Here is a 20,570-nt window from a genome sequence, read left to right as displayed (position 1 = left end):
TATGCGAAGAGCTGGGCTACTTGTGTAGCCCAGCTCTTTATTTGCAGGTGTTACGGGATGGGGACAGGCACGACGCCGAGCGGTGCCAACTGCTCGGCTCCCCCGTCCGGGGCGGACAAGACCCAGATGCCCTTCTCATGAACAGCTACCGAATGCTCCCACTGGCAGGATCGCTTGCCGTCCGTGGTGACGACGGTCCAGTCGTCGTCGAGGGTAGCGGTCTCGATGCCGCCGCGAACCAACATGGGTTCAATGGCCAGGCATAGGCCCGGACGGATCTTGGGGCCGCGGTGACTGGTCCGGTAATTCAAAACGTCCGGTGCCATGTGCATCTCTGAGCCAATGCCGTGGCCCACGTAGTCCTCCAGGATGCCCAACGGCTTTCCGGGGACGGATGACACGTAGTCATCGATCGCGTTTCCAATGTCTCCTACAAACTTGCCCTGGGCGAGGGCTGCGATGCCGCGCCACATGGCTGCTTCGGTGACATCGGAAAGACGCTGGTCTTCGGGATCAACGTTGCCAACAATCACGGTCCTGGCAGAGTCGGAATGCCAGCCCTCAACGATGCAGCCGCCGTCGATGGAAATAATGTCGCCGTCGTTGAGGACCCTGCCGCCCGGGATGCCATGGACTACTTCCTCATTGACCGAGGTGCAGATGGTGGCCGGGAAGCCGTGATAACCAAGAAAGTTCGACTTCGCTCCGGCATCGTTGAGGACTGCGGCGAACACGTCATCCAGGTCCTTGGTGGTGACGCCCGGCTTTGCCGCCGCAACGGCAGCGTCGAGTGCACGGCTCAGGACAAGGCCTGCCTGGTGCATTGTGCGCATCTGCTCGTTGGTTTTGTATTCAATGCGGGGCTGACCGAACGCCATGATCTCCTCTGGAAGGTTTGCTGTAGAGACCGATCAGGCCTCATGCTTCAACCATTTTCCCGTACCCGGGAGCTTGGCCGAAATTGAAAAGCAGGGTGTAAAAGAAAAGGGTGTGTCCCGCACTCACGGTACGGGACACACCCCTCACTCCAGCACCGTTTTACCGGCTATGTGGAGAACAAACTAAACGGCCTTGGCCGACTCGATCGCCGTCAGGACACGGTCGGTAACTTCGTCGATACCGCCAATGCCATCAACCTGCGTGAGGATGCCACGCTCGGCGTACTTGGCCACAACCGCCTCGGTCTGCTCGTGGTAGAGATCCAGGCGGTGCCGGATGACGGTTTCGTTGTCATCCGAACGGCCCGTTTCCTTGGCACGGCCCAGGAGGCGGGTTACCAGTTCTTCGTCATCGGCGGTCAGCTGAAGCACGACGTCGAGCTCCTGCTCACCCTCAGCGAGGATCTGGTCAAGGTAGTCCACCTGCGCGGTGGTGCGCGGGTAGCCATCCAGGAGGAAGCCGTTTTCGACATCGCTCTGGCTTAGGCGATCGCGAACCATGTCGTTCGTGACACTGTCCGGAACGAAGTCCCCGGCGTCCATGTACTTCTTTGCTTCGATGCCCAAAGGGGTTTCGCCCTTTACGTTGGCACGGAAGATGTCGCCGGTGGAGATGGCGACTACGCCGAGGCGCTCGGAAATCCGCTCAGCCTGCGTACCCTTGCCCGAACCGGGAGGTCCAATGATCAGCATTCTCGTCATCGCAAAAGCCCTTCGTAGTGACGTTGTTGTAGCTGCGCATCAATCTGCTTGACGGTCTCCAGGCCAACACCCACCATGATCAGGATTGACGTGCCACCGAACGGGAAGTTCTGGTTGGCGTTGATCAGGACGAGTGCAACCAAAGGAATCAACGCCACGAAGCCCAGGTAAAGGGCTCCAGGCAAGGTGATCCTGGAAAGCACGTACTGCAGGTAGTCCGCGGTCGGTTTACCCGCCCGGATGCCCGGAATAAACCCGCCGTACTTCTTCATGTTGTCCGACACTTCTTCAGGGTTGAAGGTGATGGCAACGTAGAAGTAGGTGAAGAACACAATCATGGCGAAATACAGCGCCATGTAGATGGGGTGGTCGCCACGGGTGAGGTTGTTGTTGATCCACTCAACCCACGGGGCCATCTGCTCCCCTGGCGCCGGCTGGTTGAACTGTGAAATCAGCCCGGGCAGGTAGAGCATGGAGGACGCGAAGATGACAGGCACGACGCCGGCCATGTTCACCTTGATGGGGATGTAGGTGCTGGTGCCACCCACTGTGCGGCGTCCGATCATACGTTTGGCGTACTGAACCGGAACGCGGCGCTGCGACTGCTCAACGAAGACCACCAGGGCCACCGTCAGCAAGCCGACGGCCAGGACCATGAAGAACGTGCCCGGGCCCTTCGACTCCCAGATGGAGCCCAGCGAGCCGGGGAAGCTAGCAGCAATGGAGGTGAAGATGAGCAGCGACATGCCATTGCCCACACCCTTTTCCGTGACCAGTTCGCCCATCCACATGATGAGGCCGGTGCCGGCCGTCAACGTGATGATGATGAGGATGGTGGTCATGATGCTCTCATCAGGAATGATGGGCAGGTTGCAGCCTGGCAGCAACTGGCCGGACCGGGCGAGCGACACCAACGTGGTGGCGTTCAGCAGTCCGAGAGCGATGGTGAGGTACCGGGTGTACTGCGTCAACTTTGACTGACCGGAGGAACCCTCTTCGTAGAGCTGCTGGAACCGGGGAATGACCACCCGGAGCAGCTGCACGATGATGCTCGCCGTGATGTAGGGCATGATGCCCAAGGCAAACACTGATACCTGCAGCAACGCGCCGCCGCTGAACAAGTTCACCAGCTGGTAGATGCCCTGCGAGGTGTCACCGGTGTTCAAGCATTGCTGGACATTCTGGTAGTTCACACCAGGCGAGGGGATAAAAGCTCCCAAGCGGAAGATTGTGATGATTCCCAGCGTGAACAACAACTTGCGTCGCAAATCAGGCGTCCGAAACGCCCGGCCGAATGCGCTTAGCAAGCGTCCTCCTGAGTAGAAAGTACAAGGATGTGGATGGGATCAATGAAACCCAACAACCGAGTCTAACCGCTTGTGACGCCGTCGGAATAATCGAGAGTCCACAATCAGCAAAAAATCCCGGTATACAGGGCCGAAGCCCCGCATACCGGGATCCTTTTACAACGGGCATTTGCCCCACTGGCTCTTAGAGAGCAGTGGTGCTTCCGCCTGCTGCAGCAATCTTTTCCGCAGCGCTGGAAGAGAATGCGTGGGCGGTGACGTCAACCTTGACGGTGATGTCGCCGGTGCCCAGCACCTTGACGGGCTGGTTCTTGCGAACAGCACCCTTCTCAACCAGGGACTCGACGGTGACAACGCCACCTTCCGGGAACAGCTCGTTGAGCTTCTCCAGGTTAACAACCTGGAACTCAACCCGGAACGGGTTCTTGAAGCCGCGCAGCTTCGGCAGGCGCATGTGCAGCGGCAGCTGGCCGCCGGCAAAGCCAGCCTTTACCTGGTAGCGGGCCTTCGTACCCTTGGTACCACGACCAGCGGTCTTACCCTTGGAGCCTTCACCACGACCAACACGGGTCTTGGCGGTCTTGGCACCCGGGGCGGGGCGCAGGTGGTGGACCTTCAGAGCGTGCTGCTTCTCAGCAGTCTCTTCGGCGGTCTTGTTCTCTGCCATTACTTCGCCTCCTCTACATTCACGAGGTGCGGAACCGTGTTCAGCATTCCAACGGTCACGGCGTCAGCGTTGCGGACAACGGTGTGTCCGATGCGCTTCAGGCCGAGGGACCGGAGGGTGGCCTTCTGGTTCTGCTTGGCGCCAATGACGCCCTTGATCTGGGTGATCTCCAACTTGGCGTCGGAGGGAGTCAGGTTCTTAGCCATGACTAAACACCTGCCTTCTGGTTCTGGAGCGCGCGCACCAGAGCAGCAGGAGCAACCTCGTCCAGCGGCAGGCCACGGCGGGCAGCCACGGAAGCGGGCTCTTCGAGCTGCTTCAGAGCGGCAACAGTCGCGTGAACGATGTTGATCGCGTTTGAGGAACCGAGCGACTTGGAGAGGATGTCGTGGATACCCACGCACTCCAATACCGCGCGGACCGGACCACCGGCGATAACACCGGTACCGGCGGAAGCCGGACGCAGCAGGACTACACCTGCAGCGGCCTCACCCTGCACACGGTGCGGGATGGTGCTGCCAACGCGGGGAACGCGGAAGAAGGACTTCTTGGCCTCTTCAACGCCCTTTGCGATAGCCGCGGGAACTTCCTTGGCCTTGCCGTAGCCGACGCCGACCATACCGTTGCCGTCACCGACGACGACGAGAGCGGTGAAGCTGAAGCGACGACCACCCTTGACGACCTTGGCAACGCGGTTGATGGTGACAACGCGCTCTACGAACTGGCTCTTCTCAGCCTCACGACCGCCGTCGCGGCCACCACGGCCACCACGGTCGCCGCGGCCCTGGCCACGGTCGCCGCGCTCGCCACGACGTCCGCCGCGGCGGTCATCGGTAGCGGGTGCGGTCTCAGTTGCTTCAGCAGCTACAGCTTCAGTCACCTGGGTGTCCTTTTCGTTATTTTCAACGGTCACAGTGCCAGCCCACCTTCGCGAGCACCGTCAGCGACGGCGGCGATGCGGCCGTGGTACTTGTTACCGCCACGGTCGAAGACAACAGCTTCGACGCCTGCAGCCTTGGCACGCTCGGCAACGAGCTCACCGACGCGCTTGGCCTTGGCAGTCTTGTCTCCGTCAAATGCGCGGAGGTCAGCTTCCAGGGTGGAAGCGTAAGCCACGGTTACACCCTTGCTGTCATCGACAACCTGGACGAATACGTGACGTGCCGAACGGTTGACGACCAGACGAGGACGTACAGCCGTACCGGTGATGCGCTTGCGGATACGAAGCTGGCGACGGCTGCGTGCAGCAGACTTGCTCTTGTTCGAACGCTTCTTGTTAATTGCGATGGCCATGGTTTACTTACCAGCCTTTCCGACCTTGCGGCGGATGACTTCGCCGGCGTAACGGACACCCTTGCCCTTGTAGGGGTCGGGCTTGCGCAGCTTGCGAATGTTGGCAGCAACCTCGCCGACCTGCTGCTTGTTGATACCCGCAACAGAGAGCTTGGTCGGACCCTCTACTACGAAGGTGATGCCTTCGGGTGCAGAGACGTTGACCGGGTGGCTGTAGCCCAGAGCGAACTCCAGGTCAGAACCCTTGGCCTGAACGCGGTAACCAGTACCAACGATTTCAAGCTTCTTCTCGTAGCCCTCGGTAACGCCCTGGATCATGTTGGCGATCAGGGTGCGGGTCAGGCCGTGCAGCGAACGCGAGTTGCGCTCGTCGTTCGGGCGGGTGACCGTGAGAGTGTTCTCTTCCTGGGTGACCTCAATCGGGCTGGCCACAGTGTGGCTCAGCTCGCCTTTGGCACCTTTGACGCTGATGACGGAGCCATCGAGCTTGACCTCAACTCCGGCAGGAACGGTGATGGGGAGACGTCCAATACGTGACATTATTCTCTTCCTTTCCCGTTACCAGACGTACGCGAGGACTTCGCCGCCCACGCCCTTCTTACCGGCCTGCTTGTCAGTCAGGAGGCCGGAAGAGGTGGACAGGATTGCGATACCCAGGCCACCCAGCACGTGCGGCAGGTTGGTGGACTTCGCGTAAACGCGGAGGCCCGGCTTGGAGATGCGGCGGACGCCAGCGATGGAACGCTCGCGGTTCGGACCGAACTTCAGGTCGATGGTCAGCTTCTTGCCAACCTCGGCGTCTTCTTCCTTCCAGCCGGCAATGTAGCCTTCTGCCTTCAGGATGTCAGCAACGCGTGCCTTCAGTTTGCTGTACGGCATGGACACGGTGTCGTGGTATGCCGAGTTTGCATTGCGCAGACGCGTGAGCATGTCTGCGACAGGATCTGTCATAGTCATTTGGGCTATAGCCCTTCCTCGTACCGGTTTCCGCTGCGCTTGCTCCTAAGAGCCTGCGCGGACGGACCTGTCACGTAGTTAGTTTTCGGTCTTGAACGGGAAACCAAGCGCCTTGAGCAGCGCGCGGCCTTCGTCATCGGTCTTGGCGGTGGTGACGACCGTGATGTCCATACCGCGAACGCGGTCAATGGAGTCCTGGTCGATTTCGTGGAACATAACCTGCTCGGTCAGACCGAAGGTGTAGTTGCCGTTGCCATCGAACTGCTTGCCGTTGAGGCCGCGGAAGTCGCGGATACGCGGCAGTGCCAGCGAAACCAGACGGTCCACGAATTCCCACATGCGGTCTCCACGCAGAGTTGCGTGTGCACCGATGGGCATGCCTTCGCGCAGCTTGAACTGTGCGATCGACTTGCGGGCCTTGGTTACCTGCGGCTTCTGGCCGGTGATCAGGGTGAGGTCGCGGACAGCGCCGTCGATCAGCTTGGAGTCCTTGGCGGCATCTCCAACACCCATGTTCACTACAACCTTCACCAGGCGGGGAACCTGGTTGACGTTCGCGTAGCTGAATTCGTCCTGCAGTGACTTCTTGATGGTCTCTGCGTACTTCGTCTTCAGACGCGGAACGATCTTTACTGGAGTCTCGAGAGTCTCAGTCATTAGATGTCCTTCCCGGTGGCCTTGGACACGCGGATACGGACGGTCTTGGTAGCGCCATCCTTCTCAACGGTGTCGAGACGGAAACCAACACGGGTCGGCTTCTTGGTCGACGGGTCAACCAAAGCAACGTTGGAAACGTGGATCGGGGCTTCAACAACCTCGATGCCACCGGTCTTGGTGCCGCGCTGCGACTGACCGACCTTGGAGTGCTTGGTGACGCGGTTGATTCCCTCTACCAGCACGCGGTTGGTGTCCGGGAATACGCGCAGGACCTTGCCCTGCTTGCCGCGGTCGCCGCCACGTTCCTGCTTGGCGCCAGTGATGACCTGAACGAGGTCACCCTTCTTGATCTTAGCCATGGACTAAAGCACCTCCGGGGCCAGCGAAACGATCTTCATGAACTTCTTGTCGCGAAGTTCACGACCAACCGGGCCGAAGATACGGGTACCGCGGGGGTCACCGTCGTTCTTCAGGATCACAGCTGCGTTTTCGTCAAACTTGATGTAGGAACCATCCGCACGGCGGCGTTCCTTCTTGGTACGAACGATGACAGCCTTGACGACGTCACCCTTCTTTACGTTGCCGCCAGGGATAGCGTCCTTGACGGTGGCGACGATGACGTCGCCGATGCCTGCGTAGCGACGACCGGATCCACCGAGAACGCGAATGGTAAGGATTTCCTTAGCACCCGTGTTGTCGGCGACCTTGAGTCGCGACTCCTGCTGAATCAATTTTTACTCCTTGCGTCGCGCCGGTTCTCAGACCGAAATCATGCATACGGAATGAGCCTTGCGGAACGGTTGATCGGGGTGTCTCTTGACCCGCCTGGATTTTGCCAGTACAGGCCTAAACGCCCGTGCCACAAGCATCAGCTTCCCTTGCAGAAAACTCTGCGCGGGGCAGTATGCAGCGGCACGATTGTTTACGAGGTAGTGGACGACGCATAAGTGGCGCCATACAAACTCAATATCCTAGCACGTTTACGGGCTGAAACCGAAACGGCTGGAGAAGCGGAAAGGCCCGCATTCCCAAGGGAATGCGGGCCTCTCCAGCGAATCACTGCCAGGCGTGCCCGGCGTCGGATTTACTTGGCCTTTTCGAGGATCTCCACCAGACGCCACCGCTTGGTAGCGGAGAGCGGGCGGGTCTCAGAGATGAGAACGAGGTCGCCGATGCCGGCGGTGTTCTCTTCGTCGTGAGCCTTGATCTTCGAGGTGCGGCGAATAACCTTGCCGTACAGAGCGTGCTTCACGCGGTCTTCAACCTGAACAACGATGGTCTTTTCCATCTTGTCAGAGACAACGTAGCCGCGACGCGTCTTACGGTAACCGCGCTGTTCAGCGCTGGCTGCTGCTTCCGTCACAGTTTCCTTCTCGCTCACTTGGCGTCCTCTCCAGCTTCAACCTCGGCCTTTTCAGCCTTGGCAGCCTTCTTGGACTTCTTTTCTTCCTTGGCTTCCACAACCGGTGCGGCAACCTCGGCACGAATGCCCAGCTCGCGCTCACGGAGAACGGTGTAGATGCGTGCGATGTCCTTCTTTACCGCGCGCAGGCGACCGTGGTTCTCCAGCTGTCCGGTGGCGGACTGGAAACGCAGGTTGAACAGCTCTTCCTTAGACTTGCGGAGTTCTTCAACGAGACGCTCGTTGTCGAAACCGTCCAGCTGTGCGGGTGCGAGATCCTTCGACCCTACTGCCATTTCTATTCACCACCTTCGCGACGCACAATGCGTGCCTTCAACGGGAGCTTGTGGATTGCCAGGCGCAGGGCCTCGCGAGCTACCTCTTCATTGACACCGGAGAGTTCGAAGAGAACCCGGCCCGGCTTGACGTTTGCGACCCACCATTCCGGAGAACCCTTACCGGAACCCATACGGGTTTCGGCAGGCTTCTTCGTCAGCGGACGGTCCGGGTAGATGTTGATCCAGACCTTACCGCCACGCTTGATGTGGCGGGTCATCGCGATACGAGCGGACTCGATCTGACGGTTGGTTACGTATGCCGGGCTGAGAGCCTGGATACCGTACTCACCGAAGCTGACCTTGGTGCCGCCCGTTGCAGCGCCGGAACGACCCGGGTGGTGCTGCTTACGGTGCTTGACTCGACGTGGGATAAGCATTTAAGCCTGTCCTCCTTCTGCTGCCGGAGCAGCAGCTTCAGCGGCCGGTGCTTCAACGGCAGCGGGTGCTGCCTCAGCTGCCGGACGGTCGTTACGACGACGGCGGTCGCCACCCGGGCGGCCCGGACGGTCTCCTGCACGGCCACGGGACGGAGCAGCAGCTGCCTGCTGAGCCAGTTCCTTGGCAGTTACGTCACCCTTGTAGATCCAAACCTTCACACCGATACGGCCGAAGGTGGTCTTGGCTTCGTAGAAGCCGTAGTCGATGTTCGCGCGGAGGGTGTGCAGGGGCACACGGCCTTCGCGGTAGAACTCCGAGCGGGACATTTCTGCGCCACCCAGACGACCCGAGCAAGCAACACGGATACCCTTGGCACCCGCACGCTGTGCGGACTGCATGGCCTTCTTCATCGCACGGCGGAAAGCCACGCGGGAAGTCAGCTGCTCAGCGATGCCCTGGGCAACAAGCTGTGCTTCCATCTCGGGGTTCTTGACCTCGAGGATGTTCAGCTGGACCTGCTTGCCGGTGAGCTTTTCGAGCTCGCCGCGAATGCGGTCTGCTTCAGCGCCGCGGCGGCCGATAACGATACCCGGGCGTGCCGTGTGGATATCCACGCGGACACGGTCACGGGTGCGCTCGATCTCGACCTTGGCGATGCCGGCGCGCTCCATGCCGGTGGACATGAGCTGACGGATCTTGATGTCCTCGCGGACGAAGTCCTTGTAGCGCTGTCCGGGCTTGGTGCTGTCAGCGAACCAGTGCGAAACGTGGTCGGTGGTGATGCCGAGTCGGAACCCGTGCGGGTTTACTTTCTGTCCCACTTAGCGAGCCTCCTCTTTCTCCGGGGTTGCGACAACCAGCGTGATGTGGCTGGTCCGCTTCCTAATGCGGTAGGCGCGGCCCTGGGCACGCGGCTGGAACCGCTTCATGGTCGGGCCTTCATCAACAAATGCTTCGGTGATGAAGAGGTCGCTGTCGTCGAATGCAACGCCGTCACGGTCCGCGAGGACACGTGCGTTGGCCATTGCCGACTGAAGTACCTTGAATACCGGCTCCGAAGCTGCCTGGGGGGCAAACTTCAGAATTGCCAGAGCCTCATTCGCTTGCTTACCACGAACAAGGTTGACGACGCGCCGGGCCTTCATAGGCGTTACGCGGATGTGACGCGCAATAGCCTTGGCTTCCATTGCTTTCCTTCTCTCGTCTAAGACGTAAAGTCAGGCGCCTAGCGGCGCTTGCCCTTACGGTCGTCCTTAACATGGCCGCGGAATGTCCGCGTGGGAGCGAATTCGCCGAGCTTGTGCCCGACCATCGACTCAGTGACAAACACCGGGATGTGCTTGCGTCCGTCGTGTACGGCGATCGTGTGCCCGAGCATGTCGGGGATGATCATCGAACGGCGGGACCAGGTCTTGATGACGTTCTTGGTGCCCTTATCGTTTTCCCGTGCGACCTTCACAAAGAGGTGCTGGTCAACGAAAGGACCTTTTTTCAGGCTGCGTGGCATGTGTCCAGGCTCCTATCGCTTGTTCTTGCCAGTACGGCGGCGACGAACAATAAGCTTGTCGCTCTCTTTGTTCGGACGGCGGGTACGGCCCTCGGGCTTGCCGTTCGGGTTAACCGGGTGACGTCCACCGGAAGTCTTACCTTCACCACCACCGTGCGGGTGGTCAACCGGGTTCATGGCTACACCACGGACAGTCGGGCGAACGCCCTTCCAGCGCATACGGCCGGCCTTGCCCCAGTTGATGTTCGACTGCTCGGCGTTGCCGACCTCGCCGACGGTTGCGCGGCAGCGCACGTCAACGTTGCGGATTTCGCCGGAGGGCAGACGCAACTGTGCGAAGCGGCCTTCCTTGGCAACGAGCTGTACCGAAGCACCTGCGGAACGTGCCATCTTGGCGCCGCCACCCGGACGCAGTTCAACTGCGTGGATTACGGTACCAACCGGGATGTTGCGCAGCGGCAGGTTGTTGCCCGGCTTGATGTCAGCGTCAGGACCAGCCTCGACGAAGTCACCCTGGGACAGCTTGTTAGGAGCGATGATGTAACGCTTGGTGCCATCAACGTAGTGCAGGAGTGCGATGCGAGCCGTACGGTTCGGGTCGTACTCGATTTCGGCAACGCGGGCGTTGATGCCGTCCTTGTCGTGACGACGGAAGTCGATCAGACGGTACTGGCGCTTGTGCCCACCACCCTTGTGACGGGTGGTGATCTTACCGGAGTTGTTACGGCCGCCTGTTTTGTGCAGCGGACGCAGCAACGACTTTTCCGGAGTCGATCGCGTGATTTCAGCGAAGTCGGCTACGCTCGAGCCACGACGGCCCGGGGTAGTCGGCTTGTATTTACGGATTCCCATAATTTATTTCCTCGTTAAAGTGGTCTCCGCTACGCGAGCGGACCGCCGAAGATGTCGATTGTGCCTTCTTTGAGGGTGACAATTGCACGCTTGGTGCTCTTGCGCTGTCCCCAGCCGAATTTGGTGCGCTTGCGCTTACCGGCACGGTTGATGGTGTTGATCGAGTCAACCTTGACCGAGAAGATCTTCTCAACGGCCAATTTGATCTCGGTCTTGTTCGAGCGAGGGTCCACCAGGAAGGTGTACTTGCCTTCGTCGATCAGACCGTAGCTCTTTTCCGAAACGACGGGTGCAAGCACGACGTCGCGCGGGTCCTTAATGGTGGTTACGCTCACTTGGAGGCCTCCTCGTTCTTGGCCTTGTCAGCGACGAACGCCTCGAAAGCAGCCTTGGTGAAGACCACGTCGTCGGAGACAAGCACGTCGTAGGTGTTCAACTGGTCTGCGTACAGAACGTGAATACCTTCGAGGTTGCGCACGGAGAGTGCAGCAACATCGTTGGCGCGCTCGATTACGACGAGCAGGTTCTTGCGCTCGGAGACTGCACGCAGCGAAGCCAGTGCTTCCTTGGCGGACGGCTTGGTGCCGGCTACCAGTTCAGCGATGACGTGGATGCGGCCGTTGCGGGCGCGGTCAGACAGGGCGCCGCGGAGTGCAGCAGCCTTCATCTTCTTGGGGGTGCGCTGGCTGTAGTCACGAGGAGTCGGACCGTGGACAACGCCACCGCCGGTCATGTGAGGAGCACGGATGGAACCCTGACGGGCGCGGCCGGTACCCTTCTGCTTGAACGGCTTGCGACCTGCACCGGAAACCTCGGCGCGGGTCTTCGTCTTGTGGGTACCCTGGCGTGCAGCAGCGAGCTGTGCGACGACGACCTGGTGCAGCAGCGGCACGTTGGTCTGGACGTCGAAGATCTCTGCAGGCAGGTCTACCTTGACAGTGCTAGTCATTTAACTAGGCTCCCTTCACGGCGGTGCGTACGAGTACGACCTGGCCGCGGGCACCGGGGACGGCACCCTTGATAAGGAGCAGCGACTTCTCAGCGTCAATGGCGTGAACCGTGAGGTTCAGCGTGGTGTGACGCTCGGCGCCCATGCGGCCGGCCATTTTCAGGCCCTTGAAGACGCGGCTCGGGGTGGATGCGCCACCGATGGAGCCAGGCTTACGGTGGTTCTTGTGGGCACCGTGGGAAGCGCCAACGCCGTGGAAGCCGTGACGCTTCATAACACCGGCAAAGCCCTTACCCTTGGAGGTGCCGACGACGTCGATCTTCTGGCCGGCTTCGAAGATCTCAACAGAGAGCTCCTGGCCCAGCTCGTAGGATGCGGCGTCTGCGGTACGCAGTTCGACGACGTGGCGGCGAGGAGTTACGCCAGCCTTTTCAAAGTGACCAGCCAGCGGCTTGGTGACCTTGCGGGGGTCGATCTGGCCGTAGCCGATCTGTACGGCGACGTAGCCATCTACCTCTGCATTGCGCAGCTGGGTGATGACGTTCGAGTCAGCCTGGACAACAGTTACCGGGATGAGCTTGTTGTTCTCGTCCCAGACCTGGGTCATGCCGAGCTTCGTGCCCAGCAGGCCCTTTACGTTACGGGTTGCGGTCATAGTCTCTCAGCACCTCCCTAGAGCTTGATTTCGATGTTCACGTCGGCGGGCAGGTCGAGACGCATAAGCGAGTCAACAGCCTTCGGCGTGGGGTCGATGATGTCGATCAGACGCTTGTGAGTACGCATTTCGAAGTGCTCACGGCTGTCCTTGTACTTGTGAGGAGAGCGAATAACGCAGTAAACGTTCTTCTCCGTCGGCAGCGGCACCGGGCCGACTACCGTTGCGCCTGCGCGCGTGACCGTCTCAACGATCTTCCGCGCTGAAACATCAATGACCTCGTGGTCATATGACTTCAGCCGGATGCGGATTTTTTGTCCCGCCATGTCGCCTGACTCTCTTTCAGCTAGTGCTGCTCTAGTTAGGGCTGCTCTGTTTACTTACCTGTTGATGTGGCCGCCGAAGCGTTTGAGGATTTACCACCACACGCCGCACAAGCTGAATCCGAAGTAATCCGGGTTCCTCACCTTGTCGGCGCACCGACCCCCGCGGTCGGGCGTGTCGCGATTTCCACGCAAACTCGACCGCAATCATGGGGTTCAGGGTTATGTTTGGGCTTCAGCCTGGACCCTGACACCCGGCATTATCCGGATCGGGACACGAAGAAGCGCTTGAACAACTCATCCAGTATGGCGGAAATATGATGTAAAGGCCAATCGACCCATTGGAGCCATTGCCCGGCCTCCATCCGGTGAGGATGATGGGGTCATGAACGCCCAGGATTCAGGCTCCGTGGAAGATCTCGCCGCCCGCCTCCACCCGGGGTTCAGGCTGGGTGTCGCGGCAGCCGCGTTCCAGATAGAGGGTTCGCTGACCGCTGACGGACGGGGACCGTCCGGCTGGGATGCGTTCTCTGAAAAGCCCGGAGCAATAGTCGACGGCGGCTCCCCCACCGTGGCCTGCGATCACTATAACCGTTCGGACGAAGACATCGCCTTGATGCAGGAGCTCGGAGTCGACTCCTACCGCTTCTCGCTCTCGTGGCCACGAATCCAACCTGGAGGGAAGGGCGCCGTCAACCAGCGGGGGCTGGACTTCTATGATCGCCTGATAGACAAACTCCTTGCCGCAGGCATCTCCCCCATGGCCACGCTCTACCACTGGGACACCCCGCTGGAGTTGGAGCATGCCGGGGGGTGGATGAACAGGGACACTGCCGAACGCTTCGCTGTCTACTGCCAAGCCGCAGCCGAGCGCTTCGGGGATCGCGTTGAGCACTGGGTCACCATGAACGAGCCTGTGTCAGTTACCGTGCAGGGATACGCGCTGGGAGTCCACGCCCCAGGCCGGCAACTGCTGTTCGACTCCCTGCCTGCCGCACATCATCAACTGCTGGGACATGGAATGGCGGTCCAGGCCCTCCGAAACTCTGGCGTCAAAGGACAGATCGGTGTGTCCAACATGCACTGCCCCGTTGAGCCCGCCAGCAACAGTCTTGGCGACCGGCTGATGGCGCAGGCGCTGGACCTGATCCTCAACCGCATCTATGCCGATGCGATACTGCTGGGCCAATACCCCAAGCCACCCCTGCCCATGAAACCGTGGTTCCGGTCGCTAGGTACAGTTCACGACGGCGACCTTGAACTGATCAGCCAACCGTTGGACTTCTATGGGCTCAACTACTACTACCCGGTGAAAGCCGCGGCAGGCCCTGGTCCGGCGGAGATACCCACCGGAAGGTCGCAGGAGATGACCAAGGTTCCCTTCCACTTGGCCGCCTACCAGGAGTATGAGACCACCGGGTTCGGCTGGCCGATAGCACCGGAGTACCTTGCGTTGCTGCTACGCGAAATGAAGGACCGGTACGGTGAGGCACTTCCTCCCATTTACATCACCGAAGGTGGAGCCAGCTATCCCGAACCTGCCCACGTTGAGGGACCCGTCCAGGACACGAACCGCATCACCTACCTGGCAGAACACCTGGGCCATGCACTGACTGCGACAGGCCCTGGGGGCATCGCCGAGGACGTGGATCTTCGCGGATACTACGTCTGGACCTTGCTGGACAATTTCGAGTGGGCGGCAGGCTATTCGCAGCGATTCGGCCTGGTCCATGTGGACTTCGAAACCTTGGAAAGGACGCCGAAGGATTCGTTCTACTGGTACCGGTCGCTGGGCCGCGCACGTCACCGGCACATATAGCCCAGCCGAGTTAACTCCTGCAGTTCGGAACGTCGCCCTACTTGTTTTTGTTGGCGCGGCGAATCCACTTGGCGCGCTCGATCTCGCTCTTGAAGTTCTTTCGACCCCACAACACGCCGCCGCCGATAGCTACAATGACTGCCAGGAAAATCAGGAATTCCATGGTGCGCTCCTCTCCGTAGACTGCAACATTATCGGATTCCGCCATGGGTTCGCGCAGGCGGGGCATCGCTCGGATTTCCGCCCCCTCCCGGTCCACCTGTATTGCTTGGCGGCTTCCGGTTCAAACGCCACACCGCCAGCACAATCAGGCCCAGGGCGACGAGGGCAAGCATTGCAAAGGCATAGGAGCGCAACGACCACATGATGCTCAGCGCAACGGCGATGGCACCCCACCAGACCAGTACCCGCTCCGCCAGCAGCAAGCCCGCGGCCAGTAGCAGGACATGCGCCACGAGTACGTACAGTTGCTGCGATGAGGTACCACCGAAGATGGTACCCAAGGACGTAAGAGACAGAGCGCCGGCCGCAAGACAAAGCCGAAGCAGGCCATCCGCCCGCTGCCCCTTCATGTAGCGCAACCCTGCTATAACGGCACCAGCCATCACGTACCACTGCGCGGCCCAGAACCAATCAGGCTTGGAAGCGTCCACAAAGAGCACCGCCCGTTGGAGGGCTGCAACAGAGACCAGCCCTGCAACCTCAGCGGCCACCCACTTGCCGTGCGGAATCTCAAGCACCACCAGCACCCCGGTTGCAACCACCAGGATGAAACCGAGCATTGATGTCTCGTCCCGCTCCAGTCCCACCGCCGCGGATGATCCAACCGCCAGGGCCGCGGCAGCAGACAGGGAGTTCCGCCGCCATTCTTCGTCCCTGATGGCAGGTCCGCCGAAGGTCCTTAGTGAGTAAAGGAGCACAGCGGTCCCGACTCCTCCAATGAGCCAAACAGCGTAATCGCTCCAGATGCCCGCAGGCAGTCCTTGCAGCAACCCGTCGACGGCAGGAATCGCCCCTACCAGCACCGCCGGAGCTGCTGCCGCGTAAAGAGCCGGCACTCGTTCAAAGTGTGAGGCTGCGAACAGAACACAAGCGAGGACCAACACAGACAGTCCGGTCAGGGAGTAGGAAACATCCAACGTCAGAAAGCCGCCCACAACAGTGAAGGCAATGGCAGAGATGAGCCAGAACCACCTCTCCGTAACACCCCTGACTGCACCGGCAGCCGTCTTTTCCGGACGGAACACGGCCCTGGCTGCAATCATCGCGATAGCCAGCGTGAGCAAGGCAACGGGTACTTGGGACTTGTCCAGCAGTGGTTGGTGCAGCCACGTAAGTACAGGGAACGTGAACGCGGGCCCTGCTGCGATGACTATCGCCCCTATCGCCACGACACCGAAGTATTGGGACCCGCGGGCACCGAGGACGCGCCAGGCGATGGCAGCGGAAGCCGGGACCAGGGCCAACTGAAGCAGCACCACCCAGCGGCCACCGCCGTCGTAATCTCCTGCGAGCAAGTAGGCGAACGGAAGCAAAAGTTGGGCACCTAAGGTGGCCTGAACGGTTATCGCTTGGAAAGCGACTTCGACCCCCCGCCGGCGCAGGACCAAGGTGAGCACATGCTGTAGCGCGAGCACCAGAGCCAGAGTGATGGACACCGCTGCCGGTGAGTCCGTGACATCGGCGACCGTCACAGCGATGAAGGCGCCCCCCAGCACCCGGACGCCCAGCAGGTAACCACCCCGGATCAAGCGGTTACGTACCACGCCCATCATGAAAGCGCTGTAGGCGGCAAAGATGCCAAGCAAGATTTGGATGTCCCGGATGTTCCCCAGCCGAAGGGCCAGGAGCAGTACAAAGGCCGCGGGGGCGAAGACCCAAGCTGCGGCGTGGCTTCGGAGAATCATACTGACCACGACGGCAGCGAGGGCAGTTGTTACCGCGGCAACACCCGGCTGCCAGCTGTCACGTACGCTCCACGCTCCCAACGCCGTGGTGACTGTAAGGAAGGCGGTGGCTGCGGCCATGACGACAACCACAGCGCCGGCATCGATTACGGACGCACGAGGGTAACGGCGTCGGGTGCCGGCTTGCAGGGAAAGGAACAACTGGAGTGCAGCGGCAATGACGACCACAAGTCCTACAGCGGGAGTTTCACCGACGGGGCGAAGGCTCCAGCCGTCGCGAATTGCATCTCCGTAGGCCGATGCCACCAAGGCCGTGCCGGTTGCCCTAGCCAGCCACCAATAGCACTGCCTATGGAAGGACGGGGAGATTCGGAGGGCCGTGACCACAAGGTAGGCAAACAAGGCCAAAAGCACAGCATTTCCCAGCGTCCAGGACACGAATGCTGCTGCCATGCCGCCAGCAAGAACCGAAGTTGCCGGGGTGATTACCTCAGCCACCGTTGGGCGCCACGCAACCTGGGCAGCAGGCACCCGTTGAGTTCCCGGAAACATCAGGAGGCCCGAGACCAGGCCCGCCGACAAGACGAGCAGAACGGCTGCAGCCACTACCGGGCGCCCGGCACCGTCATCGAATACCGGGAGGACAAGAAGCCCTGCGACGGCGGCACCACCGAAGCCGGCCAGAGAAGCTTGCGGGGCCAACAGGCGGACTCCCCCACGTTCAAGCCCGGCGCTCACAAGTTGCTGCACAGCGGCCACGGCCACTAGCGCTATCAGGGAGTAAGCAGTCCTGTCCTGATTTCCGGTCATCATGCCTGCCACACCGGCGGGCACTGCCAGGGTGAGCGCGATACGTCCCGCAAGAATCAAGTAATGGCGGGAAGCAACTGACCCAATTGCTGCCCGCGCGAACCAGTAAAGTGCGGCCGAAGCCAAGAGTGCCGCGACGGTCCATGCACCCAACAGGCCACCGAGCGCACCTCCTACCCCGAGCACCACGGCCGGGGCGAACTCCATGCCTTGGCCCAGTTTCCAACCAACCACCATGGCAGTCAGCATCGTCAGGGAGAGAGGGACATAGTTAGGAATGTCGAACGCCCCGAACTCCAGCACAACGGTGAGTATGGCCGCGGTGATCAGTTGCAAGGCCAAACAGGAGATGGCGTCGTTCCACCAGAAGCGAGGCAACAACTTCCTGCCGCCGAAGGCAACGGCCAGGGATTGAACACCAAGGCAGATTGCTGCAGCCAACATCACGGAGCTCACGTCAGCGGTGATATCCCACACCACCCCAAGGACAGCCAGTGTTAGCGCAGCCCTGGCAGCATAAAGATGTTGCATCCTGTACCGGGCCCGCGGCACGAAGAACATGACAGCAAAATAGATGCCGCACATCAACATCACCCAGGCGTACTCCCCCTTCGACAAAAGCTGCGGAGTGAAGGTCACGGCCACGGCCACGAGGGGAACCAAGGAGGGGTGCAGCACCATCAGCGGACGCACATACAACGGAGGAAGCCACTTGGGACGCAGCAAGGAGACAACAGTCAGGAGAATGGCCACGCCGATGAGTGCCGTGAAGTACCAGACCAAAGCGCCTCCAAGAACGGAGACACCAGACCACGCCGTTGAGACGATGAAACTCAGCGAGAGGAAGGCCAGGACTTTGTTATCCAACTTCACTGCTGTGTACGCATAAACGGCCGTGCCCAACAACGACGTGACCAGCCAGGCAGCAGGACCATTGTGGAGAACGAAGTTGTACATGGCCAAGCCGGTGACGGGGATGAGCGCGAGGCCTGTTCCTACGAAGGCAACCGCAGCTGGTCGCAGGCGGGGAACGCGGGAATGGATCGCCATACCCGACACGTAGAACAAAGCAGTGATGAACCAAATACCCACGAAGCGGAAGAGTGCAGGAAGGCTCGTGCCCACGAACAACGCCCCTGCAGCCACCAGCAGGAGGCTCGCAACGTAGAGGGTGACGTTGATGTTTTGCTGGTCGCGCTTCGCTTTGCGGGCAGCGGCGGCTTCGGGCGTCTCCCGCACAACCGGCGGCTGTTGAGCAAGGAAACGTGCCTGCGATTGAGCGACAGGTTGCTGCAGGCCGGATTGCTGCGGGACCGGCTGCGGCGGAACGGCTTTCCGGGCTGAATACGGGACAGCCTGACTGACGGGCTGCGCGGTAGGCGGCTGGAAATACTGCGCTTGGTTCGGCAAGGGGTGCCGGACAGCTGGTTCCGGCATGGGGTGCTGGGGCGGCAAACCGGTGAACGACTGGTTGTACGGCGGAGCCAATGGCGGGCTCATTGGGGAAGGAATGATTGTCGAAGTCGAAGCTCTGTCCGTACCCTGGACCTTGGCCTCCGCGTCCCGCCAACCAGCCAGGTGGCCGGCGAGATAGCCCGCTTGATAGGCGGCTTGGTCCGGCATGGAAGAAGCATCAGACGAAGCCCCTCGGCGTCCCTTAGCCAACCCGATCGCAAAGCCAACCCCGCCAACGATGACGATGAGCAGCAGTACGAGGAATGCAGTCATGGAAGCTCCTAGGTTGCGCCGGACGCAGCAGCTGCACGGCCTTTATCCATTCGATAGAGTAACTATAGCAAAAAGAACCCCACCGCCGTAGCGGTGGGGTTCCCTTAGCTAACTACCGGCTGGGCCGGAGCGTCACCGATCTACAAGTAGAGACTACTTGATGATGCTGGTGACACGTCCCGAACCAACGGTGCGGCCGCCTTCGCGGATAGCGAAGCCGAGGCCCTCTTCCATAGCGATCGGCTGGATGAGCGCAACGGTCATCTCAGTGTTGTCGCCAGGCATAACCATTTCCGTGCCTTCCGGCAAGGTGATAACGCCGGTTACGTCCGTGGTACGGAAGTAGAACTGCGGGCGGTAGTTGGAGTAGAACGGGTTGTGACGTCCGCCTTCGTCCTTGGAAAGGATGTAGACGTTAGCCTCGAAGTCGGTGTGCGGGGTGATGGAACCCGGCTTGACGACAACCTGGCCACGCTCGACATCGTCACGCTTCAGACCGCGGAGCAGGAGGCCACAGTTCTCGCCGGCCCATGCTTCGTCGAGCTGCTTGTGGAACATCTCGATACCGGTAACCGTGGTCTTCTGGATCGGGCGGATGCCGACGATCTCAACCTCGGAGTTGATGGCGAGGGTTCCACGCTCGGCGCGGCCCGTAACAACGGTGCCACGACCGGTGATCGTGAAGACGTCTTCGATCGGCATCAGGAACGGCTTGTCGCGGTCACGTACGGGGTCCGGAACGGACTCGTCGACAGCTGCCATCAGGTCCTGGACGGACTTGACCCAAACCGGGTCGCCTTCCAGAGCCTTCAGACCGGAAACGCGAACAACCGGAGCCTCATCGCCATCGAAGCCCTGCGAGCTCAGGAGCTCACGAACTTCCATTTCGACGAGGTCGAGGAGTTCTTCGTCATCAACCATGTCGGACTTGTTCAGTGCGACCAGCAGGTAGGGAACACCAACCTGGCGGGCGAGCAGAACGTGCTCACGGGTCTGAGCCATCGGACCATCGGTTGCAGCAACCACGAGGATTGCGCCGTCCATCTGGGCAGCACCGGTGATCATGTTCTTGATGTAGTCAGCGTGACCCGGGGCGTCTACGTGTGCGTAGTGGCGCTTCTCGGTCTGGTACTCCACGTGGGAGATGTTGATGGTAATACCGCGCTGGCGCTCTTCCGGAGCAGAGTCGATCGACGCGAAGTCGCGCTGCTCGTTGAGATCCGGGTACTGGTCGTACAGCACCTTGGAAATGGCGGCAGTCAGCGTCGTCTTACCGTGGTCAACGTGACCAATGGTGCCGATGTTGACGTGCGGCTTAGTCCGCTCGAACTTTGCCTTTGCCACAGGTTCCTCCTAGAACGATTTCAAGTGAAGTGCTCCT

At 60.5% G+C, this 20,570-nt stretch carries 27 protein-coding genes; 1 reads left to right on the top strand and 26 read right to left on the bottom strand.

Annotation, left to right across the window (positions count from 1 at the left end; genetic code table 11):
* Positions 1-50: 50 nt before the first annotated feature.
* From map to rpsJ, 23 genes are all read right to left on the bottom strand, one after another.
* On the bottom strand, positions 51-878 hold the full coding sequence (gene map / locus M1D89_RS08600) for a type I methionyl aminopeptidase (RefSeq protein ID WP_498649778.1): 828 nt from the start codon (positions 876-878) through the stop codon (positions 51-53).
* Between the two features lie 183 nt (positions 879-1,061).
* A complete protein-coding gene (locus tag M1D89_RS08595; protein WP_178997654.1) occupies positions 1,062-1,631 on the bottom strand; it encodes an adenylate kinase in 570 nt (189 codons plus the stop codon).
* A 5-nt stretch (positions 1,632-1,636) separates the two neighbouring features.
* Positions 1,637-2,947: a preprotein translocase subunit SecY gene (gene secY, locus M1D89_RS08590; protein ID WP_017200273.1), complete on the bottom strand. Its 1,311-nt coding sequence runs from the start codon at positions 2,945-2,947 to the stop codon at positions 1,637-1,639.
* A gap of 184 nt (positions 2,948-3,131) precedes the next feature.
* Complete coding sequence (rplO, locus tag M1D89_RS08585; RefSeq protein ID WP_011775579.1) at positions 3,132-3,614, bottom strand: 50S ribosomal protein L15; 483 nt, start codon at positions 3,612-3,614, stop codon at positions 3,132-3,134.
* Entirely contained in the window at positions 3,614-3,820 is a 207-nt protein-coding gene (gene rpmD / locus M1D89_RS08580) for a 50S ribosomal protein L30 (protein ID WP_011775580.1), read from the bottom strand. The genes rplO and rpmD overlap by 1 nt, the downstream gene beginning before the upstream one ends.
* Before the next feature lie 2 nt (positions 3,821-3,822).
* Positions 3,823-4,494: a 30S ribosomal protein S5 gene (gene rpsE / locus M1D89_RS08575; protein WP_011775581.1), complete on the bottom strand. Its 672-nt coding sequence runs from the start codon at positions 4,492-4,494 to the stop codon at positions 3,823-3,825.
* Between the two features lie 29 nt (positions 4,495-4,523).
* A complete protein-coding gene (gene rplR, locus M1D89_RS08570) occupies positions 4,524-4,907 on the bottom strand; it encodes a 50S ribosomal protein L18 (RefSeq protein WP_011775582.1) in 384 nt (127 codons plus the stop codon).
* A 3-nt stretch (positions 4,908-4,910) separates the two neighbouring features.
* On the bottom strand, positions 4,911-5,447 hold the full coding sequence (rplF, locus tag M1D89_RS08565) for a 50S ribosomal protein L6 (protein WP_011775583.1): 537 nt from the start codon (positions 5,445-5,447) through the stop codon (positions 4,911-4,913).
* 18 nt (positions 5,448-5,465) lie between these two features.
* Complete coding sequence (gene rpsH, locus M1D89_RS08560; protein ID WP_011775584.1) at positions 5,466-5,864, bottom strand: 30S ribosomal protein S8; 399 nt, start codon at positions 5,862-5,864, stop codon at positions 5,466-5,468.
* Between the two features lie 78 nt (positions 5,865-5,942).
* On the bottom strand, positions 5,943-6,521 hold the full coding sequence (gene rplE, locus M1D89_RS08555; RefSeq protein ID WP_011775585.1) for a 50S ribosomal protein L5: 579 nt from the start codon (positions 6,519-6,521) through the stop codon (positions 5,943-5,945).
* A complete protein-coding gene (rplX, locus tag M1D89_RS08550) occupies positions 6,521-6,880 on the bottom strand; it encodes a 50S ribosomal protein L24 (RefSeq protein ID WP_011775586.1) in 360 nt (119 codons plus the stop codon). The genes rplE and rplX overlap by 1 nt, the downstream gene beginning before the upstream one ends.
* Before the next feature lie 3 nt (positions 6,881-6,883).
* The gene (gene rplN, locus M1D89_RS08545) at positions 6,884-7,252 is read right to left on the bottom strand and encodes a 50S ribosomal protein L14 (protein ID WP_003803789.1); all 369 of its coding nucleotides are present in this window, start codon (positions 7,250-7,252) and stop codon (positions 6,884-6,886) included.
* Positions 7,253-7,605: 353 nt separating this feature from the next.
* The gene (gene rpsQ, locus M1D89_RS08540; RefSeq protein WP_011775587.1) at positions 7,606-7,902 is read right to left on the bottom strand and encodes a 30S ribosomal protein S17; all 297 of its coding nucleotides are present in this window, start codon (positions 7,900-7,902) and stop codon (positions 7,606-7,608) included.
* Complete coding sequence (rpmC, locus tag M1D89_RS08535) at positions 7,899-8,219, bottom strand: 50S ribosomal protein L29 (protein WP_014922387.1); 321 nt, start codon at positions 8,217-8,219, stop codon at positions 7,899-7,901. The genes rpsQ and rpmC overlap by 4 nt, the downstream gene beginning before the upstream one ends.
* A 2-nt stretch (positions 8,220-8,221) precedes the next feature.
* A complete protein-coding gene (gene rplP / locus M1D89_RS08530) occupies positions 8,222-8,638 on the bottom strand; it encodes a 50S ribosomal protein L16 (protein WP_003803795.1) in 417 nt (138 codons plus the stop codon).
* The gene (gene rpsC, locus M1D89_RS08525) at positions 8,639-9,460 is read right to left on the bottom strand and encodes a 30S ribosomal protein S3 (RefSeq protein WP_011775589.1); all 822 of its coding nucleotides are present in this window, start codon (positions 9,458-9,460) and stop codon (positions 8,639-8,641) included.
* Positions 9,461-9,826: a 50S ribosomal protein L22 gene (gene rplV / locus M1D89_RS08520; protein ID WP_011775590.1), complete on the bottom strand. Its 366-nt coding sequence runs from the start codon at positions 9,824-9,826 to the stop codon at positions 9,461-9,463.
* A gap of 38 nt (positions 9,827-9,864) precedes the next feature.
* Positions 9,865-10,146 (bottom strand): 30S ribosomal protein S19, encoded by a 282-nt coding sequence (gene rpsS / locus M1D89_RS08515; RefSeq protein ID WP_011775591.1) that lies wholly within the window; start codon positions 10,144-10,146, stop codon positions 9,865-9,867.
* Positions 10,147-10,158: 12 nt separating this feature from the next.
* Positions 10,159-10,998: a 50S ribosomal protein L2 gene (gene rplB, locus M1D89_RS08510; RefSeq protein ID WP_011775592.1), complete on the bottom strand. Its 840-nt coding sequence runs from the start codon at positions 10,996-10,998 to the stop codon at positions 10,159-10,161.
* Positions 10,999-11,027: 29 nt separating this feature from the next.
* Entirely contained in the window at positions 11,028-11,333 is a 306-nt protein-coding gene (rplW, locus tag M1D89_RS08505; protein ID WP_011775593.1) for a 50S ribosomal protein L23, read from the bottom strand.
* Positions 11,330-11,947 carry a 50S ribosomal protein L4 gene (rplD, locus tag M1D89_RS08500; protein WP_091468992.1) on the bottom strand — a complete coding sequence of 206 codons (618 nt, stop codon included), beginning with the start codon at positions 11,945-11,947 and terminating at the stop codon, positions 11,330-11,332. The genes rplW and rplD overlap by 4 nt, the downstream gene beginning before the upstream one ends.
* A 4-nt stretch (positions 11,948-11,951) precedes the next feature.
* Positions 11,952-12,602, bottom strand: a complete 651-nt coding sequence (gene rplC / locus M1D89_RS08495) for a 50S ribosomal protein L3 (protein ID WP_011775595.1) — start codon at positions 12,600-12,602, stop codon at positions 11,952-11,954.
* A gap of 17 nt (positions 12,603-12,619) precedes the next feature.
* Complete coding sequence (rpsJ, locus tag M1D89_RS08490) at positions 12,620-12,928, bottom strand: 30S ribosomal protein S10 (protein WP_003803825.1); 309 nt, start codon at positions 12,926-12,928, stop codon at positions 12,620-12,622.
* 382 nt (positions 12,929-13,310) lie between these two features.
* Here rpsJ and M1D89_RS08485 point away from each other — a divergent pair, with 382 nt between their 5' ends.
* A complete protein-coding gene (locus tag M1D89_RS08485) occupies positions 13,311-14,744 on the top strand; it encodes a GH1 family beta-glucosidase (RefSeq protein WP_498649769.1) in 1,434 nt (477 codons plus the stop codon).
* A gap of 37 nt (positions 14,745-14,781) precedes the next feature.
* On the opposite strand, the gene M1D89_RS08480 is transcribed toward M1D89_RS08485, so the two are convergent.
* From M1D89_RS08480 to tuf, 3 genes are all read right to left on the bottom strand, one after another.
* Positions 14,782-14,907 carry a hypothetical protein gene (locus tag M1D89_RS08480; protein WP_498649767.1) on the bottom strand — a complete coding sequence of 42 codons (126 nt, stop codon included), beginning with the start codon at positions 14,905-14,907 and terminating at the stop codon, positions 14,782-14,784.
* 28 nt (positions 14,908-14,935) lie between these two features.
* A complete protein-coding gene (locus M1D89_RS08475; RefSeq protein WP_498649765.1) occupies positions 14,936-19,189 on the bottom strand; it encodes a hypothetical protein in 4,254 nt (1,417 codons plus the stop codon).
* A gap of 153 nt (positions 19,190-19,342) precedes the next feature.
* Positions 19,343-20,533, bottom strand: a complete 1,191-nt coding sequence (gene tuf, locus M1D89_RS08470) for an elongation factor Tu (RefSeq protein ID WP_011775598.1) — start codon at positions 20,531-20,533, stop codon at positions 19,343-19,345.
* Positions 20,534-20,570 lie beyond the last annotated feature (37 nt).

This window comes from Arthrobacter sp. D3-18 (assembly GCF_054408525.1).
This window is presented reverse-complemented; position numbering and strand designations above follow the sequence as displayed.

Coding starts and splice junctions, on each gene's coding strand:
- map (WP_498649778.1), bottom strand. CDS start 878: ATGGCGTTCGGTCAGCCCCGCATTGAATACAAAACCAACGAGCAGATG.
- M1D89_RS08595 (WP_178997654.1), bottom strand. CDS start 1,631: ATGCTGATCATTGGACCTCCCGGTTCGGGCAAGGGTACGCAGGCTGAG.
- rplO (WP_011775579.1), bottom strand. CDS start 3,614: ATGGCAGAGAACAAGACCGCCGAAGAGACTGCTGAGAAGCAGCACGCT.
- rpmD (WP_011775580.1), bottom strand. CDS start 3,820: ATGGCTAAGAACCTGACTCCCTCCGACGCCAAGTTGGAGATCACCCAG.
- rplR (WP_011775582.1), bottom strand. CDS start 4,907: ATGGCCATCGCAATTAACAAGAAGCGTTCGAACAAGAGCAAGTCTGCT.
- rplF (WP_011775583.1), bottom strand. CDS start 5,447: ATGTCACGTATTGGACGTCTCCCCATCACCGTTCCTGCCGGAGTTGAG.
- rpsH (WP_011775584.1), bottom strand. CDS start 5,864: ATGACTATGACAGATCCTGTCGCAGACATGCTCACGCGTCTGCGCAAT.
- rplE (WP_011775585.1), bottom strand. CDS start 6,521: ATGACTGAGACTCTCGAGACTCCAGTAAAGATCGTTCCGCGTCTGAAG.
- rplX (WP_011775586.1), bottom strand. CDS start 6,880: ATGGCTAAGATCAAGAAGGGTGACCTCGTTCAGGTCATCACTGGCGCC.
- rpmC (WP_014922387.1), bottom strand. CDS start 8,219: ATGGCAGTAGGGTCGAAGGATCTCGCACCCGCACAGCTGGACGGTTTC.
- rplP (WP_003803795.1), bottom strand. CDS start 8,638: ATGCTTATCCCACGTCGAGTCAAGCACCGTAAGCAGCACCACCCGGGT.
- rplV (WP_011775590.1), bottom strand. CDS start 9,826: ATGGAAGCCAAGGCTATTGCGCGTCACATCCGCGTAACGCCTATGAAG.
- rpsS (WP_011775591.1), bottom strand. CDS start 10,146: ATGCCACGCAGCCTGAAAAAAGGTCCTTTCGTTGACCAGCACCTCTTT.
- rplB (WP_011775592.1), bottom strand. CDS start 10,998: ATGGGAATCCGTAAATACAAGCCGACTACCCCGGGCCGTCGTGGCTCG.
- rplD (WP_091468992.1), bottom strand. CDS start 11,947: ATGACTAGCACTGTCAAGGTAGACCTGCCTGCAGAGATCTTCGACGTC.
- rplC (WP_011775595.1), bottom strand. CDS start 12,602: ATGACCGCAACCCGTAACGTAAAGGGCCTGCTGGGCACGAAGCTCGGC.
- rpsJ (WP_003803825.1), bottom strand. CDS start 12,928: ATGGCGGGACAAAAAATCCGCATCCGGCTGAAGTCATATGACCACGAG.
- M1D89_RS08485 (WP_498649769.1), top strand. CDS start 13,311: ATGAACGCCCAGGATTCAGGCTCCGTGGAAGATCTCGCCGCCCGCCTC.
- M1D89_RS08480 (WP_498649767.1), bottom strand. CDS start 14,907: ATGGAATTCCTGATTTTCCTGGCAGTCATTGTAGCTATCGGCGGCGGC.
- M1D89_RS08475 (WP_498649765.1), bottom strand. CDS start 19,189: ATGACTGCATTCCTCGTACTGCTGCTCATCGTCATCGTTGGCGGGGTT.